The following is a 15479-nucleotide window of genomic DNA, read 5'->3' as shown; positions in this document are numbered from 1 at the left end:
TGGGGCAGATGGGGGCGACCGCCTCGCCCGGCTTCGCCGCGCTCGCGATCGCCCCCAGCGGCCCTGACAACATGGAGCCATGTACGACCTCGAAGACACCATCCGCCAGCGGCATTCGACACGGCTCTTTCTGCCTGACCCGGTGCCGCGCCACCTGGTGGAGGAATCGCTGGAACTGGCCATGCGCGCGCCGTCGAATTCCAACGTGCAGCCATGGCACGTGGTGTTCGTCTCGGGTGCGGCGCGCGACCGGTTGGTCGCCGCCATGCTGGAAAGGGCGCGCTCCGAGCCACCCAAGGTGCCGCAGCTGCCCGTCGAGTTCGCCCATTTCCGCAGCGATACCGGCGCACACGTCTACGGTGCGATGGGCATTGCCCGCCACGACACCGAGGCGCGGCGCATCGCCGTGCTGCGCAACTGGGAGTTCTTCCGCGCACCGCTGGGCGGCATCGTGTGCATGAACCGAGACCTCGGCTACGCCGACAGTATGGGCGTCGGCATGTTCCTGCAGACGCTGGTGCTGGCCCTGACCGCGCGGGGATTGGGCACCTGCGTGCAGGTGGCGATCGCCGGCTATCCCGACGTCGTGCGCGAGCAGCTGAACATCCCGCCGGAGCTGAACATCCTGTGCGGCCTGGCGATCGGCTACTCCGATCCCGATTTCCCCGCCAACAACCTGCACATCGGGCGCGACCCGGTGGGCCGGCACGCCGTCTTCCTCGACGAGTGAACTGACGAGTGAACTTACGCACCCTCGAAATTGACGTCCTTGGTGACGGACTTCCATTCCTCGATCGACGACGAGAGCGCGGCGAGCTTGTCGCGCATGGCCTTCAGCACGTCGCGGCCCAGCAGCAGCCGCAGCGGTGGCTCCTCGAGCGTGGTCACCATCAGTACCGCGGCGGCGACCTTCTTCGGATCGCCGGGGAGGTGATCGGCGAACTGCTTGATCAAATCCTTGCGCGCCGCCACGTCGACGTAATCGGCTATCGGCGTGCCGGTTTCTTTCATCGACCGTGTCGCCCAGTCGGTGCGGAAGGCGCCCGGTTCGATGGCGGTCACCTTGATGCCCAACGGCCGCACCTCGGCGGCGAGCGCCTCGGTGATCGCCTCCAGCGCGAACTTCGTCGACGAGTAATATGCGTTGGGCGGATTGGCGACCAGGCCGGTCATCGATGACATGTTGATGATGTGCCCGGAGCCGCGGGCACGCATGGCCGGCAACACCGCCTTGATCATGTTGACAGCGCCAAAGTAGTTGACCTCGAACAGCTTCCGAACCTCGGCGTCCTCGCCCTCCTCCACGGCGGACAGGTAGCCGTGACCGGCGTTGTTGACCAGGACGTCGACGCCGCCGAACGCCGCCTCGGCCGCCGACACCGCCGCCGCGATCTGCTCGGGGTCCGTCACGTCGAGCGCGACGGCCACGGCGCGATCGCCGAACTCGTCGACGACGTCGCGCACCGCTTCGGCCCGCCGCGCGGTCACCACCGCGTCGTGGCCCGCTTCCAGTGCCGCACGGGCGATTTCGCGACCAAAGCCCGTGGAGCATCCGGTGATCAGCCAGCGCGCCACCTCAGGCCGCCCCCTCCGGCAGGCGCCGCAGATACGCGGCCCGGCGCTCGGCGAGTTCGGCTGCCCTCTGCTGCCGACCCACCGGCGGCAGGTGCGGCACCTCGGCGTCGAGCCGGTCCAGCTTGACCACCCGCCCGTGCGCGCCCAGATCTTCGCGGGGACCCGCCTCGCCGAATTCCGCCATCCGCAGCGTCAGGATGCCCTCGCGTAGCCCATCGGAGTCGATCCAGTTGGCCACGCCCGGATCGGTAGGGGAGATCACATAGGTGTAGCCGCCGTCCTCGTTGGCCACCGATTGCGCCTTGTTCAGGCTGCCGGTGCGGTCGAGGATGTCCAGCGTGGTGCCCCAGGTGTTGCTCAGTGGCACCGTGAAGTACTCGGCGCCACCGTCGTTGAGGTCCACCACGAACGCCTCGTCGGGGGCGAGATCGAAGCGGCCCATGACGTAAACCTGGTTGCGCATCGCGCCGGCCTTGTCGGCCGACCAGGCCAGGTCGAAGTGGTTGGCCGGCATCTTGTACACGCCGTGGCTGAGCTTGCCGGTGAAGTTGGCGAAGTAATCCATCATCGCCGCGGTGGCCTCGGCCTGTTCGTCGAGCGTGCGCGCGGGGGTCACCAGCGGGCCGCCGAGCCGTTGCACCTCAAGGTGATTGGGGTCGTCGCGGGCCCAGTCCAGCAGTACGTCGCGGATGTAGAACTCGTGCGCCGCGGGGGAGGTCTGCACGTGGTTGGGCCGTCCGCCGGCGGGGTCGGCGTCCACCGTGATGGTGAAGCAGCCGTCGGAGTCGACCCGCATGGTGCGGCCGTTGAGCACGCCGACGGTGCCCATGTGGGCATCCCACAACGTGAAGTAGTTCTCCGTCATCCGGTGCTCGCCCACCCGGCCGTGGATCTCGTAGCGCTCGTCGCCGGAGATCGGGATCACCCGGTACACGCTGTCGGGATTGTCGATGCCCCACCGTGATCCGGGGATGCGCCGGCCCTCGACGCGGTGCGCCAGCCGGGTGATGCAGCTGACCTTCGGCCGCAGCTTGTCCTGGTTGGACGACCACACCGCCGCCGAGAACATCACCTCGGCGAACGCCTCCTCGAACCGCTCCCGCATCGCCTTCGACGCCTTGGCCCGGCCCAGCCAGGTCTCGCCCACCCTCTGATAGGCGGCCTTGACGGTGGGATGCTCGATCAGGTCGAGTGCGGCCAGCTCCTGTTCGTGCTGGGATTTGGTCGCGACGGGGTGATCAGGCATGCGCTGCTCCTCGGCCACGCGCTCAGAACTTCAAATGCCGGCTGACGTCGCCGACCTGGTCGACGAACATGGTGCGGCTGTCGAATCGCCAGACGCCGTCCACCCGCGCAAAGGTGTCCTTGTAGTGCCCGGTCACGATCACCTGCAGCGGAAGGTCGGGGGTGGCCTGGGTGACGCAATAGTAGGACGTGCTGCGGGCGGTCCCGTCGGCCTCGTCGATGTACAGCTGCACGTTGGTCGTGTTGTGTTTGGTCTTCGGGGTGCCGTCGGAGTAGATGCGCGTCGCCATCTCGTACATCTCGCGCACCCGGGCGGACCCGGCGAACACCGTCTCCGGTGGACCGTTCTCCACCCCGCAGATGCGCCCGTGTTCGAAGAGCCGGGCCACGCCGTCCAGGTCGCCTCCATCGAGAAGCTCGGCGTAGGTGTAGATCAGGTTGGTGATTTCTCGCGCGCTGTCACTCATGTGGAACCACCTGTCGAGCCGTCTCCTCCGCGTCCGCGAACAATGGTGGCAGAACCGGCCCAATTTACATAGAACCGACCATTACTCTTGATCGCCGTGACGTTACCTTGGACCCCGAGCCGGCTCGGCGACCTGACCGGCAAACGAATCATTGTGACCGGAGCGACCAACGGCGTCGGGCTGGGCACCGCCCGCGCCCTGACGAAAGCCGGTGCGCACGTGATCCTGGCGGTGCGCAACACCGAGTTGGGCGAGCAACGCGCGGCCGAAATGGGCGGATCGACCGAAGTGGCCCGGGTCGACCTCGCCGACCAGTCCTCGGTGCGGGCGTTCGCCTCGTCGATCGACGGCGACATCGACATCCTGATCAACAACGCCGGCGCGCTGACCGAGCGCCGCACCGACACGGTGGACGGATTCGAGAAGACACTGGGCACCAACCTGCTCGGGCCGTTCGCGCTGACCAATCTGCTGCTGCCCAAAGTGCGGACCCAGATCATCAACGTCGGCTCCGACGCGCACCGCTCGGCGCAGCTGCGCCTCGACGACCTGCACCTGCGCCGGCACAAGTGGACGCGGCTGGGCGCCTACGCGCAATCGAAGCTCGCGGTCATGCTCTGGGGCCTGGAGCTGGACCGCAGGTTGCGTGCCGCCGGATCCGCGGTCGACACCCAACTCACCCACCCGGGCTGGGTGGCCTCGAACCTGTCGCAGCTCGGCGACTCGCCGATGATGTCGGTGGCCCACAAAGTGGTCAAGGTGGTGGCCGACCGGTTGGCCAACGACATCGACGAAGGCGCGGCGCCCACGCTGTACTGCATCAGCGAACCGCTGCCCCCGGGCAGCTACGTCGGGGTCACCGGCAGGTTCGGCCTGCGCGGCGGACCGGTGCTGATCGGCCGATCGCCGGTTGCCTGCGACTACGACACGGCCGCCCGCCTGGTGGCCTTCGCCGAGCAAGAGACCGGCACGAAGCTGGAGGTGTAGTCATGGGTGAACTCGACAACAAGGTCGCCGTCATCACCGGTGCGGCGCGCGGCCAGGGCCGCAGTCACGCGGTGGCCTTCGCCGAACAGGGCGCCGACATCATCGCGGTGGACATCTGCGCCGATATCGACGCGATCCCTTACCCGCTGGGCAGCAAATCGGATCTCGACGAGACCGCGCGGCTGGTCGAAGCCACGGGCCGCAAGGTGGCGCCCGTCGTCGCCGACGTTCGCGACCTGGCGCAACTGGAGGCCGCGGTGCAAAGCGGGATCGACGACCTCGGGGAGGTGGACATCGTCGTCGCCAACGCGGGGGTGGTGGCGATCGGTGACCCGGAAGCCCATTCCGAGCCCGTGTTCAACACGATCGTCGATACCAACCTCAAGGGCGTGTGGCACACGTTGCTGGCGACGGTGCCCTCGATCATTCGCAAGGGCCGAGGCGGGTCGATCGTGCTGGTCAGCTCCTCGCAGGGGCTGACGGGCCGGGGCGGCGACGGCAGTGCGGCGATGTTCGCCTACGCCGCGTCCAAGCACGGGGTGGTGGGGTTGATGCGGTCAGCGGCCAATGCCTATGCGCCACACAAGATCCGGGTCAACTCGGTGCACCCCAGCGGCGTCATGACGCCGATGATCCTCAACGACTTCGTCGTCAACCGGATGCTGGAGAACCCCAACCCGGCCGTCTCGCAGATGCTGCTGCCCGACGTGCCGCTGGTCGAAGCGCAAGACGTGACGGAAGCGGTGCTGTGGCTGGTCGGTCCGCGCGCCCGCTACGTGACGGGCGTGTCGATACCCGTCGACGCCGGGCACATCGTGATGTAAGCCGTGATGTAGCCGGTGATGTAGCCGCGATGTAGCTGCGGACTAGGCCCGGACTAGCCCCTGGCGACCTTGCCGGCCTTGATGCAGGAGGTGCAGGCGTTGAGGCGCTGCTTGTTGCCGCCCGGGCGGGTGACAACGTGCACGGTTTGGACGTTGGGGTCCCACCGGCGGCTGGTGCGGCGGTGGGAGTGCGACACCGACTTGCCGAAGCCGGGGCCTTTCCCGCAGATGTCGCACACAGCGGCCATTGTTCAAGCTCCTCAAATCTCGGGGGTCCGGCTCGGCGGTCTCACACGTGGCCGGGACATCCCGGGTTGACCCGGGCCCAACCAGGATACCGATTGTCGTGGCAACCACCAAAACGATCAGCACCTTTGTCGTCGCGCCTGGCTAGGCTCAATGGGCCGGGCGGCCCCGCGAGCGGGTGGTGGTCACGGGCAGTCGTCCGCCGAGTCGCCGAGCTACGCTGGCGCCCACCGGGGGCTGGGCACCGGCAGGCACCGGAGGAGGTGGATCACACTGGGACCGTCGGAGCGTCGACTGGACGCGACCACCTTGCGGGACTGGGCGCACACCGCCGTCAGCGACCTCATCACCCACATCGACGAGATCAACCGGCTCAACGTCTTCCCGGTTGCCGATTCCGACACCGGGGCCAACATGCTGTTCACCATGCGTTCGGCGCTGGCCGAGGCCAGCGCCGGCCTCGGTTCCGAGGGCGGTTCGGCCTGCGTCGCCAAGGCCGCCGCAGCCATGTCCGCGGGCGCCCTGAACGGCGCCCGCGGCAACTCCGGCGTGATCTTGTCGCAGATCCTGCGCGGCATCGCCGACACCACCGCCGTCGCGGCCGCCGATTCCGGCGGCGAGCTGTCCCACATCGACGCGGCCCTGCTCGGGGCGTCGCTGCGTCGCGGTGTTGACCTGGTCATCACGTCGATGGGCGGGGAGGAGATCCCCGGGACCATCGTCTCGGTGCTGCGCGCCGCCGCCGACGCCGTCGCGGAGTGCGCCCAGGCCGGGGACGACCTCCCCTCGGCGATCGTCGCCGCCGGTGACGCGGCGGTCGTGGCGCTGGAGAAGACGCCCGAACAGCTCGACGTGCTGGCCGACGCCGGGGCCGTGGACGCGGGCGGGCGCGGCCTGCTGGTGCTGCTGGACGCCCTGCGCACCGCCGTCATCGGACAGGCGCCCGCCCGAACCGTGTACGAGCTGTCGCCGCGCGCGCCGCAGCCGCAGGGCGCCGCGGAACGCCCCGCGCCGCAATTCGAAGTGATGTACCGGCTGGAGGGCTGCGATCCGGCCGCCGCCGACGCGCTGCGTGACCGGCTCGGCGAGCTGGGCGACTCCGTGGGTATCGCCGCCGCCACCTCGTCGGCGCAGCGCGCGTACTCGGTGCACGTGCACACCGACGACGCCGGCGCCGCGGTCGAGGCGGGGCTGGCCGCGGGACGGCTGAGCCGCATCGTGATTTCGGCGTTGAGCTCCGGCGCCACCGGGCTGCCGGCGGGCGGCTGGACGCGGGAACGCGCGGTGCTCGCCGTCGTCGACGGGGAGGGTGCCGCCGAGCTGTTCGGCGGGGAAGGCGCCTGCGTGCTGCAGTGCGATCCGGCCGCGGGCGACCCGGTCACCAACATCAGCGCCCACCAGCTGATGCGGGCGGTGGTCGACACCGGTGCCGCGCAGGTGATGGTCCTGCCCAACGGGTACGTGCCGGCCGAGGAACTGGTGGCCGGGTGCACGGCGGCCATCGGCTGGGGCATCGATGTGGTCCCGATCCCGACGGGATCGATGGTGCAGGGGCTGGCCGCGCTGGCCGTGCACGAAAACGACCGGCAGGCGGTGGACGACGGCTACACCATGGCGCGCGCCGCGGGCGCGGCCCGGCACGGCTCGGTGCGCGTCGCGACTGAGAGCGCGCTGACCTGGGCGGGCCGCTGCCAGCCGGGCGACGGCCTGGGCATCGCGGGGGATGAGGTGCTGATCGTCGCCGCCGACGCGACCGCGGCGGCGATCGGTCTGCTCGACCTGCTGCTGGCCTCCGGCGGCGACCTGGTGACGGTGCTGGTGGGCGCGGGCATCGAAACCGACGATGCGGCCGCGGCCCTGGGCGACACCCTGGAAGAACACATGCACGATCACCACCCGGGGACCGAGCTGGTCACCTACCGGACCGGCCACCGCGGTGACGCGCTGTTGATCGGGGTCGAGTAGCCGTGGCGTCGCTGCGCGACCGGCTGGACTTCGTGGTGGGCGCGAAGGCCGCCGACCAGCTCGACGAGGAGCTGGGCATCCGTACCGTCGACGATCTGCTGCGCCACTATCCGCGCAGCTACACCGAGGGCGCGACCCGCTGGGACGCCGACCACCAGCGCCCGCCGGCCGGCGAGCACATCACCATCGTCGACACGATCGCCGAGACCAAGACCTGGCCGATGAAGAAGACCCCGAAGAAGGATTGCCACCGCATCACCCTCGGCTCCGGCCGCAACAAGGTGACCGCGACCTTCTTCAACGCCAATTACCTGAAGAAGGACCTGACCAAGGGCACCAAGGTGATGCTTTCCGGGGAGGTCGGGTTCTTCAAGGACGTCATGCAGCTGACCCATCCGGCGTTCCTCATCCTCGACTCCCCGGACGGCAAGAACCGGGGCACCAGTTCGCTGAAGAACATCGCCATCGCCTCGCAGGCCACCACCGGCGAACTGCAGATGGCGGCGTTCGAGCGGGCGTTCTTCCCGATCTATCCGGCCACCACCAAGGTGCAGAGCTGGGACATCTTCCGGTGCGTGCGCCAGGTGCTCGACGTCCTGGATCCGGTGGATGACCCGTTGCCCGCCGATCTGCGCGACCGGCACCACCTGGTCTCCGAGGATCGCGCGTTGCGCGACATTCATCTGGCCGAGGACGAGTCGGCGCGCACGCGGGCCCGGGAGCGCCTGACCTTCGACGAGGCCGTCGGGTTGCAGTGGGCGCTGGTCGCCCGGCGGCACAGCGAGCTGTCGGAATCGGGGCCGCCGGCGCCGCCGCGCTCCGACGGTCTGTCCGCGGAACTGCTGGGGCGGTTGCCGTTCGAACTGACCGCGGGACAACGCGAAGTGCTCGACGTGTTCGCCAGGGAGCTGTCGGCGACCCGGCCGATGAACCGCTTGCTGCAGGGCGAGGTCGGGTCCGGGAAGACCATCATCGCGGTGCTGGCAATGCTGCAGCTGGTCGACGCCGGTTACCAGTGCGCGCTGCTGGCGCCCACCGAAGTCCTTGCCGCCCAACATCTTCGGTCGATCACCGACGTGCTGGGCCCGTTGGCGATGGCGGGTCAGCTGGGTGGTGCGGACAGTGAAGGCGGGGTGGCCACCCGGGTCGCGCTGCTCACCGGTTCGATGACCGCGGCGCAGAAGAAGCAGGTCCGTGACGAGGTGGCGAGCGGTCAGGCCGGGATCGTCGTCGGCACCCATGCGCTGTTGCAGGACGCGGTGGAGTTCCACAACCTGGGCATGGTGGTGGTCGACGAGCAACACCGGTTCGGCGTCGAACAGCGAGATCAGTTGCGGGCCAAGGCCCGTCCCGGTGTCACGCCGCACCTGCTGGTGATGACGGCCACGCCGATACCGCGCACGGTCGCGCTGACCGTCTACGGCGATCTGGAAACCTCGACGCTGCGCGAGCTTCCGCGCGGACGCCAGCCCATCACCAGCAACGTCATCTTTGTCAAGGACAAGCCGGCCTGGCTCGAGCGGGCCTGGCGGCGCATCACCGAAGAGGTCGCCGCCGGCCGCCAGGCCTACGTGGTGGCGCCCCGGATCGACGAGACGGACGACCCGGACAAGCAGGAGCAGAACGCCAAACCGTCGGAAACCGCCGTGGGACTCTACGAACGGTTGCGGTCGGGCGAGTTGTCCGGCCTGCGGCTTGGGCTGATGCACGGTCGGTTGTCCGCCGACGCGAAGGACGCGGCGATGGCGGCGTTTCGGGCCGGTGAGATCGATGTGCTGGTGTGCACCACCGTCATCGAGGTGGGCGTGGACGTCCCCAATGCCACCGTGATGCTGGTGATGGACGCCGACCGCTTCGGCATCAGCCAACTCCATCAGCTGCGGGGCCGCATCGGCCGCGGCCAACATCCCAGCCTGTGCCTGCTCGCCAGCTGGGTCTCACCGCAGTCGCCGGCGGGCAAGCGGCTCTCCGCCGTCGCCTCGACCTTGGACGGGTTCGCGCTCGCCGACCTGGACCTCAAGGAGCGCCGCGAGGGAGACGTCCTGGGCCGCAACCAGTCCGGTCGCGCCATCAATCTGCGGCTGCTGTCGTTGGCCGATCACCGCGACGTCATCGAGGCGGCGCGCGACTTCTGCGTCCGAACGTACGCCGACAACCCGACAAGCCCCGAATTGGCTTTGCTGGCAGCACCTTTCGTCAACACCGACCGGATCGAATACCTGGACAAGTCATGAACCGCAAGGTGTTGCTGTGGTTGTGCGCGGTCGCGGCCCTGGCGCTGGTGGTGGCCTACCAGACGGTCGGATCCTCGGCGGCCAGGCACGCGGACGAATACGCGGCGCGCGCCGACGTCCCGACGGTGCAGCCGGGCACCGATGTGCTCGCGGGTATCGCGGTGCTGCCGCTGCGGGCGCACCGGTATGACTACCGCAGGGCCGCGTTCGGCGACGCGTGGACCGACGACAACGACGCCCCGATGGGGCACAACGGTTGCGACACCCGCGACGACATCCTCAACCGCGACCTCGTCGACAAGACGTTCGTGTCGACCAAGCGATGCCCGGACGCGGTGGCCACCGGCACCCTGCACGATCCGTACACCAACAAGACCATCGCCTTTGCGCGCGGCGCCAAGGTCGGCGAGGCGGTGCAGATCGACCACATCGTCCCGCTCGCCTACGCCTGGGACATGGGCGCCTACACCTGGCCCGCCGACGAGCGGCTGCGGTTCGCCAACGATCCGGCCAACCTGCTGGCCGTCGACGGGCAGGCCAATCAGGACAAGGGCGACGCGGCGCCCGCGCAATGGATGCCGCCGAACGCCGCGTTCGCCTGTCAATACGCCATGCAGTTCATCGCGGTGCTGCGCGGTTACGCGCTACCGGTGGACCAGCCGTCGACGGGGGTTTTGCGTCAGGCGGCGGCCACCTGCCCGGCGGGCTGACTCAGGCGCCCTCGAAGGTGTTGGGGTCCGGGCGCAACCTGGTGCCGTCGTTGAGCCCGTTGATCGCGTCCATGTGCTCGGCGGCCAACTCGAAGTCGAACACGTCGAGATTCCCGGCGATGTGCTCGGGCTTGGCCGACCGGAAGACCACCGCGTTGCCCAGCTGCAGGTTCCACCGCAGCAGCACCTGTGCGGGAGTCTTGCCGTACTCGCCGGCGACCGAGGTCAGCGTCGGGTTGTCCATCAGCTTCCCCAGCGCCAACGGCGTGTAGGCCTGGGTGACGACGTTGTGCTCGGCGTCGGCTTTGCGGATCTCGGCCTGATTGAGCAGCGGGTGCAGTTCGACCTGGTTGACCGCCGGCGTGACGAAGGTCAGGTCGATGATGTCGGTGACATGCACTTCGGTGAAGTTCGAGACGCCGATCGAACGGGCCAGCCCGTCCCCGCGGCACTGGATCAGCCCGCCGAACGAATTCACGTACTCACCCCGTGACGGCACGGGCCAGTGAATCAGGTACAGGTCGAGGTAATCCAGGCCGAGGCGCTCCAGGCTCTCCTTGCACGCCTCGATGGATCGCAGGAATCCGTGGTCGGCGCTGGCCAGTTTGGTGGTGACGAACAGTTCCGCGCGGGGAATTCCGGAGGCCGCGATGGCGCGGCCGACAGCCGCTTCGTTGCCGTAGGCGGCGGCGGTGTCGATCAGCCGGCAGCCCATCTCCAGCGCAGCCGAGACCGCGCGTTCGGTCTCGTCCTCCGATAAGTCCGCGACACCGAGGCCAAGCACCGGCATCGTGTTTTCGTCATTAAGCGCTACAGAGGGCACGGCAGCGCCCGACTCGCCAGCCAATGTCATTCACCTGCCTGTGAAATTGAAGGGTCGTGGGGCCAACCTGATGCCGTCATCGAGCGAGGAGATCGACATTGCATCGGCGCCGAGTTGAAGGCGCTGAGTTCGAAAATCGAACACGTCGAAGCTGCTCGCAATCCGTTAGGCGGTTCGGCTAGGGGATCACGATATTACCGGCCTGGAAAATACCACCTCATCTACGGCGCGGCGGGGCGCGGTGATATCCGCCCCTGGTCCGCATTTCACAAATTCCGCACCACGTAGAGTTGGTCACACGGCGCACCGGAACCGGTAATCGGCCTGCCGGTAGGCGCGCAGCCCAGGCACGAGCCGCGCCCGCTCGGTGGCCGCCGGGGCCGAAGACGTTCAACCGAGGGAGTGTCCATGACCAAGAGCGTGCCCGCGCCCGACCTTCACCTCGGTGTGAAACACCCGCCCATGCGCCTGGCCAGTCGCATGCAGGGCGCCGTATCCACGATCGGTGTCAAGGTCATTCCGTGGATCCCGACACCCGCCAAGCGCGCGCTGTTCGGGGGCCGCTCGGTGACCATCGACGGCAACACGCTGGATCCGACGCTTCAGCTGATGCTCTCCGGTCTGCGGGCCGTCGGAATCGACGGCCTGGTCGTCGACGACGACCCGGCTGCATCGCGCGCTCAGATGCGCCAGCTGTCGCTCGAACTTCCCGGCCCGCAGATCCACGTCGACGTCGATGACCTGTCGTTGCCCGGGCAGGCCGGTGACATCCCCGCGCGCCATTACCGTCCCGCCAACGGGGCGTCGGCGCCGCTGCTGGTCTTCTATCACGGCGGCGGATGGTCGATCGGCGACTTGGACTCCTACGACGCGCTGTGCCGGTTGACGTGCCGCGATGCAGGCATCCACGTGCTGTCGATCGACTACCGCCTGGCCCCCGAGCATCCGGCCCCGGCCGCGGTCGAGGACGCGTACGCCGCCTTCCGGTGGGCGCACGACCACGCCGAGGAGCTCGGCGCCGCGCCCGGCCGGGTCGCCGTCGGCGGCGACAGCGCGGGCGGCAACCTGGCCGCCGTCGTCTGCCAGCTGGCACGCGACGAGGGCGCGCCCGCCCCCGTGCTGCAGTGGCTGATCTACCCACGCACCGACTTCACCACGCAGACCCGCTCGCTGAGCCTGTTCGCCCGCGGGTTCTTGCTGACCAAGCGCGACATCGATTGGTTCGAGTCGCAATACCTGCGCCGTTCGAGCATCGACCGGGCGGATCCACGGGTATCGCCGCTGCTGGCCGAGTCGTTGGCCGGGCTCGCCCCGGCGCTGATCGCGGTCGCGGGTTTCGATCCGCTGCGCGACGAAGGCGAGAGCTATGCGGCGGGCCTGCAGGCCGCCGGAACCCCGGTCGATCTGCGGTGCATGGGTTCGTTGACGCACGGCTTCGCCAACCTGTTCCAGCTCGGCGGCGGCAGCGCCGCCGCGACCACCGAGCTGATTTCGGCTCTGCGTGCCCACCTGAGCCGAGTCTGACCTGTCGCGCGGTCGGCGCCGGTAACCTAGAGGCGCCCACGAACGAGTGACGCCCACCGACGAATGACAACCCGAGTACCGAAGGATCACGCAGACTGTGGCCGACAAATCCAAACGCCCCCCGCGCTTTGACATGAAGGCCGCCGACGGTAAATCGGGCCGACTCTTTCAAATCGGCGGGACCGCCGTCGTCGTCATCTTCCTGGTCGCGCTGGTCTCCTACATCGTGGTCACCCACCACAAGAAGACGGCCGCCATCGGCGGGGGCGACACGGTTCGCGTGACGTCGAGCAAACTGGTCACCCAGCCCGGTACCAGCAACCCCAAGGCCGTGGTCACGTTCTACGAGGACTTTCTGTGCCCGGCCTGCGGCAACTTCGAGCGCACGTTCGGTCCGACGGTGTCCAGGCTCATCGACGTCGGCGCCATTGCGGCGGACTACTCCATGGTGGCCATCCTCGACAACGCCAGGAACCAGAACTACCCCTCGCGGGCGGGCGCCGCGGCGCTCTGCGTGGCCGACGAGTCCCTCGACGCGTTCCGGCGGTTCCACACCGCGCTGTACACCACCGACCTGCAGCCCAGCGAACGCGGCACCAGCTTCCCGGACAACGCCCGGTTGATCGAGCTGGCCCGGGAGGCCGGCGTCGTCGGCAAGGTGCCCGACTGCATCAACAGCGGAAAGTACATCGCGAAGGTCACCGCTGAGGCGTCCGCCGCCAAGATCAACGCCACGCCGACCATCAAGATCAACGGCGACGACTACGACCCGTCGACACCCGACGCCCTGGTGGCCAAGATCAAGAGCATCGTGGGCGACGTGCCGGGCATCGACGGCGCCGTGGCCCCCGCGGCCGCGTGACCACACCGGTGTCAGCCGAAACCGGCGACCTGACACCGCAATCGCGTCCCGAAGCAGGCGTACCGGCGCCCAGCGCGTGGTGGGTGCTGATCGCCGGCGTGATCGGCCTGGCTGCCTCCGCGACGCTGACGGTGGAGAAGATCGACCTCCTGCTCAACCCGGCGTATGTGCCGTCGTGCAACTTCAACCCGATCCTGTCGTGCGGCTCGGTGATGGTCACCCCGCAGGCGTCGGTGCTGGGATTCCCCAACCCGCTGCTGGGCCTGGTGGCGTTCACCGTGGTGGTCGTGACCGGGCTGCTCGCCGTGACGAAAGTCCGTTTGCCGCAATGGTATTGGATAGGACAGACGATCGGCCTGGTGATCGGCGCGGTGTTCGTGCACTGGTTGATTTACCAGAGCCTGTACAAGATCGGCGCGTTGTGCCCGTACTGCATGGTCGTCTGGGCGGCCACCATCACGCTGCTGGTGGTCGTCGCGTCGATCGCCTGCCGTCCCGCGCTGCAACGCCGGGACCACGGTGTGGCGGCGGTGCTGTACCAATGGCGCTGGTCCGTCACCGCGCTGTGGTTCACTGCCGTGTTCCTGCTGATCATGGCGCGGTTCTGGGACTATTGGTCGACGCTGCTGTAAGTGTTGGCAGGTGACCCGGATCATCGGCGGCGCGGCGGGGGGCCGGCGGATCACCGTGCCGCCGCGGGGAACCAGACCCACCACCGATCGGGTGCGCGAGTCGCTCTTCAACATCCTGACCGCGCGCCATGACCTGACCGGCGCCGCGGTGCTGGACCTCTATGCCGGTTCGGGCGCACTGGGATTGGAGGCGTTGTCACGCGGTGCCGCCTCGGCGTTGTTCGTGGAATCGGATCAGCGCAGCGCGTCGGTCATCGCACGCAACATCGACGCCCTGGGCTTGGCAGGTGCGGCGGTGCGCCGCGGCGCGGTCGCAACCGTTTTGGCGGCCGGGACCGCGAGGCCGGTCGACCTCGTCCTGGCCGACCCGCCCTACGACGTCGAGTCCGCCGAGGTCGAAGCCATGCTGGCCGCCTTGGTCACGCATGGTTGGGTGGCTGCCGGAACCGTGGCGGTGGTGGAGCGCGCGGCGACCGGCGCGCCGTTGACCTGGCCGGCAGGCTGGTCCGTGTCGCCGCCCCGGGTGTACGGCGACACCCGGCTGGAGATGGCCGAACGACTCTGAGGCGGGCGTGTACCGTCTTTCGTCATGAGTGGCGCGGTATGCCCGGGGTCGTTCGATCCAGTGACGTTGGGCCACATCGACGTCTTCGAGCGGGCGTCGGCCCAGTTCGACGAGGTGGTGGTGGCGATCCTGACCAATCCCGCGAAGAAGGGCATGTTCGACCTCGACGAGCGGATCGCGATGATCACCGAGTCGACGACGCATCTGCCCAACCTTCGCGTCGAGGCCGGCCAGGGCCTGGTGGTCGACTTCGTCAGGTCGCAAGGCATGACCGCCATCGTCAAGGGGCTGCGCACCGGCACCGACTTTGAGTACGAGCTGCAGATGGCGCAGATGAACAAGCACATCGCCGGTGTCGACACGTTTTTCGTCGCGACGACACCGCGGTACTCGTTCGTGTCGTCGTCGTTGGCCAAAGAGGTTGCCATACTTGGCGGCGACGTCTCGGAGTTACTGCCCGAGCCGGTCAACCGCCGGCTGCGCGAGAAGCTCGCCCGCTCCTAAAGCTTTGTGCCACAACTGATGCCAGCGGCTACGGCTCGTCATCGTCGTCGTCGTCTCGTAGGAGTTTTCCTCCGGTGGTGTAGGGGCTCGGACCCCTCTGTGGTTGCGACCCTTGACCGGGTGGCGCCGCGCTAAATGTCTGGTGTGTCTCCAGCGTGGCTTGCAATTTGTTGGCACGGCCGAAGAACGCGTGACAGAGCAGCCATGACGGCGGGAGCGTGAACCTGAGCAAGAAAAGCGGATCGACGCTTGTGTTCGCCGAGTCGTCGCTGGGGACGGATGCGCGCCGGGCGTGCCGCAAATGGCAACCTGTTCA

The 15479-nt window shown here is 68.4% G+C and carries 16 protein-coding genes; 11 read left to right on the top strand and 5 right to left on the bottom strand.

What is annotated here, in order from left to right; all coding sequences use genetic code 11:
- Positions 1–79: 79 nt before the first annotated feature.
- Positions 80–730: a nitroreductase gene (locus C1737_RS11000; protein WP_102418199.1), complete on the top strand. Its 651-nt coding sequence runs from the start codon at positions 80–82 to the stop codon at positions 728–730.
- Between the two features lie 14 nt (positions 731–744).
- Here the strand turns inward: C1737_RS11000 and C1737_RS10995 are convergent, their stop codons facing one another.
- From C1737_RS10995 to C1737_RS10985, 3 genes are read right to left on the bottom strand one after another with little or no spacing between them, the layout of a single operon-like run.
- Positions 745–1575 (bottom strand): oxidoreductase, encoded by an 831-nt coding sequence (locus C1737_RS10995; protein WP_102418196.1) that lies wholly within the window; start codon positions 1573–1575, stop codon positions 745–747.
- A gap of 1 nt (position 1576) precedes the next feature.
- On the bottom strand, positions 1577–2821 hold the full coding sequence (locus C1737_RS10990; RefSeq protein ID WP_102419892.1) for a hypothetical protein: 1245 nt from the start codon (positions 2819–2821) through the stop codon (positions 1577–1579).
- 22 nt (positions 2822–2843) lie between these two features.
- Positions 2844–3287 carry a nuclear transport factor 2 family protein gene (locus tag C1737_RS10985; RefSeq protein WP_067921926.1) on the bottom strand — a complete coding sequence of 148 codons (444 nt, stop codon included), beginning with the start codon at positions 3285–3287 and terminating at the stop codon, positions 2844–2846.
- A gap of 96 nt (positions 3288–3383) precedes the next feature.
- Here C1737_RS10985 and C1737_RS10980 point away from each other — a divergent pair, with 96 nt between their 5' ends.
- Together C1737_RS10980 and C1737_RS10975 are read left to right on the top strand one after the other, a co-directional pair.
- On the top strand, positions 3384–4274 hold the full coding sequence (locus C1737_RS10980) for an SDR family NAD(P)-dependent oxidoreductase (RefSeq protein ID WP_102419891.1): 891 nt from the start codon (positions 3384–3386) through the stop codon (positions 4272–4274).
- Positions 4275–4276: 2 nt separating this feature from the next.
- A complete protein-coding gene (locus tag C1737_RS10975) occupies positions 4277–5098 on the top strand; it encodes a mycofactocin-coupled SDR family oxidoreductase (RefSeq protein ID WP_102418194.1) in 822 nt (273 codons plus the stop codon).
- A 53-nt stretch (positions 5099–5151) separates the two neighbouring features.
- Here C1737_RS10975 and rpmB read toward each other — a convergent pair whose 3' ends face one another.
- Entirely contained in the window at positions 5152–5346 is a 195-nt protein-coding gene (gene rpmB / locus C1737_RS10970) for a 50S ribosomal protein L28 (protein WP_067921921.1), read from the bottom strand.
- Between the two features lie 271 nt (positions 5347–5617).
- Between rpmB and C1737_RS10965 the strand changes: the two genes are divergently transcribed.
- From C1737_RS10965 to C1737_RS10955, 3 genes are read left to right on the top strand one after another with little or no spacing between them, the layout of a single operon-like run.
- A complete protein-coding gene (locus C1737_RS10965) occupies positions 5618–7309 on the top strand; it encodes a DAK2 domain-containing protein (RefSeq protein WP_102419890.1) in 1692 nt (563 codons plus the stop codon).
- A gap of 2 nt (positions 7310–7311) precedes the next feature.
- Complete coding sequence (gene recG, locus C1737_RS10960) at positions 7312–9543, top strand: ATP-dependent DNA helicase RecG (RefSeq protein ID WP_102418191.1); 2232 nt, start codon at positions 7312–7314, stop codon at positions 9541–9543.
- Positions 9540–10253, top strand: a complete 714-nt coding sequence (locus C1737_RS10955) for an HNH endonuclease family protein (RefSeq protein WP_067921918.1) — start codon at positions 9540–9542, stop codon at positions 10251–10253. Before recG ends, C1737_RS10955 begins: the two co-directional genes overlap by 4 nt.
- Before the next feature lies 1 nt (position 10254).
- On the opposite strand, the gene C1737_RS10950 is transcribed toward C1737_RS10955, so the two are convergent.
- Positions 10255–11100 (bottom strand): aldo/keto reductase, encoded by an 846-nt coding sequence (locus C1737_RS10950; protein WP_197509178.1) that lies wholly within the window; start codon positions 11098–11100, stop codon positions 10255–10257.
- Between the two features lie 384 nt (positions 11101–11484).
- Here C1737_RS10950 and C1737_RS10940 point away from each other — a divergent pair, with 384 nt between their 5' ends.
- From C1737_RS10940 to coaD, 5 genes are all read left to right on the top strand, one after another.
- Complete coding sequence (locus C1737_RS10940; protein ID WP_102418189.1) at positions 11485–12600, top strand: alpha/beta hydrolase; 1116 nt, start codon at positions 11485–11487, stop codon at positions 12598–12600.
- A 97-nt stretch (positions 12601–12697) separates the two neighbouring features.
- Positions 12698–13462 carry a DsbA family protein gene (locus C1737_RS10935; protein ID WP_102418187.1) on the top strand — a complete coding sequence of 255 codons (765 nt, stop codon included), beginning with the start codon at positions 12698–12700 and terminating at the stop codon, positions 13460–13462.
- Positions 13459–14094 (top strand): vitamin K epoxide reductase family protein, encoded by a 636-nt coding sequence (locus tag C1737_RS10930; RefSeq protein WP_067921908.1) that lies wholly within the window; start codon positions 13459–13461, stop codon positions 14092–14094. The genes C1737_RS10935 and C1737_RS10930 overlap by 4 nt, the downstream gene beginning before the upstream one ends.
- Before the next feature lie 10 nt (positions 14095–14104).
- Positions 14105–14659, top strand: coding sequence for a 16S rRNA (guanine(966)-N(2))-methyltransferase RsmD (rsmD, locus tag C1737_RS10925; RefSeq protein ID WP_102418185.1), 555 nt, complete (start codon positions 14105–14107; stop codon positions 14657–14659).
- Positions 14660–14683: 24 nt separating this feature from the next.
- A complete protein-coding gene (gene coaD / locus C1737_RS10920; RefSeq protein WP_068051578.1) occupies positions 14684–15163 on the top strand; it encodes a pantetheine-phosphate adenylyltransferase in 480 nt (159 codons plus the stop codon).
- The last annotated feature ends 316 nt before the right edge of the window (positions 15164–15479 follow it).

Source organism: Mycobacterium sp. 4858, from assembly GCF_900240975.1.
Classification (GTDB): domain Bacteria; phylum Actinomycetota; class Actinomycetes; order Mycobacteriales; family Mycobacteriaceae; genus Mycobacterium.
This window is presented reverse-complemented; position numbering and strand designations above follow the sequence as displayed.

Excerpts from the sequence above, each read along its gene's own strand:
- C1737_RS11000 (WP_102418199.1), top strand. The coding sequence starts at position 80 with ATGTACGACCTCGAAGACACCATCCGCCAGCGGCATTCGACACGGCTC.
- C1737_RS10990 (WP_102419892.1), bottom strand. The coding sequence starts at position 2,821 with ATGCCTGATCACCCCGTCGCGACCAAATCCCAGCACGAACAGGAGCTG.
- C1737_RS10985 (WP_067921926.1), bottom strand. The coding sequence starts at position 3,287 with ATGAGTGACAGCGCGCGAGAAATCACCAACCTGATCTACACCTACGCC.
- C1737_RS10975 (WP_102418194.1), top strand. The coding sequence starts at position 4,277 with ATGGGTGAACTCGACAACAAGGTCGCCGTCATCACCGGTGCGGCGCGC.
- rpmB (WP_067921921.1), bottom strand. The coding sequence starts at position 5,346 with ATGGCCGCTGTGTGCGACATCTGCGGGAAAGGCCCCGGCTTCGGCAAG.
- C1737_RS10955 (WP_067921918.1), top strand. The coding sequence starts at position 9,540 with ATGAACCGCAAGGTGTTGCTGTGGTTGTGCGCGGTCGCGGCCCTGGCG.
- C1737_RS10940 (WP_102418189.1), top strand. The coding sequence starts at position 11,485 with ATGACCAAGAGCGTGCCCGCGCCCGACCTTCACCTCGGTGTGAAACAC.
- coaD (WP_068051578.1), top strand. The coding sequence starts at position 14,684 with ATGAGTGGCGCGGTATGCCCGGGGTCGTTCGATCCAGTGACGTTGGGC.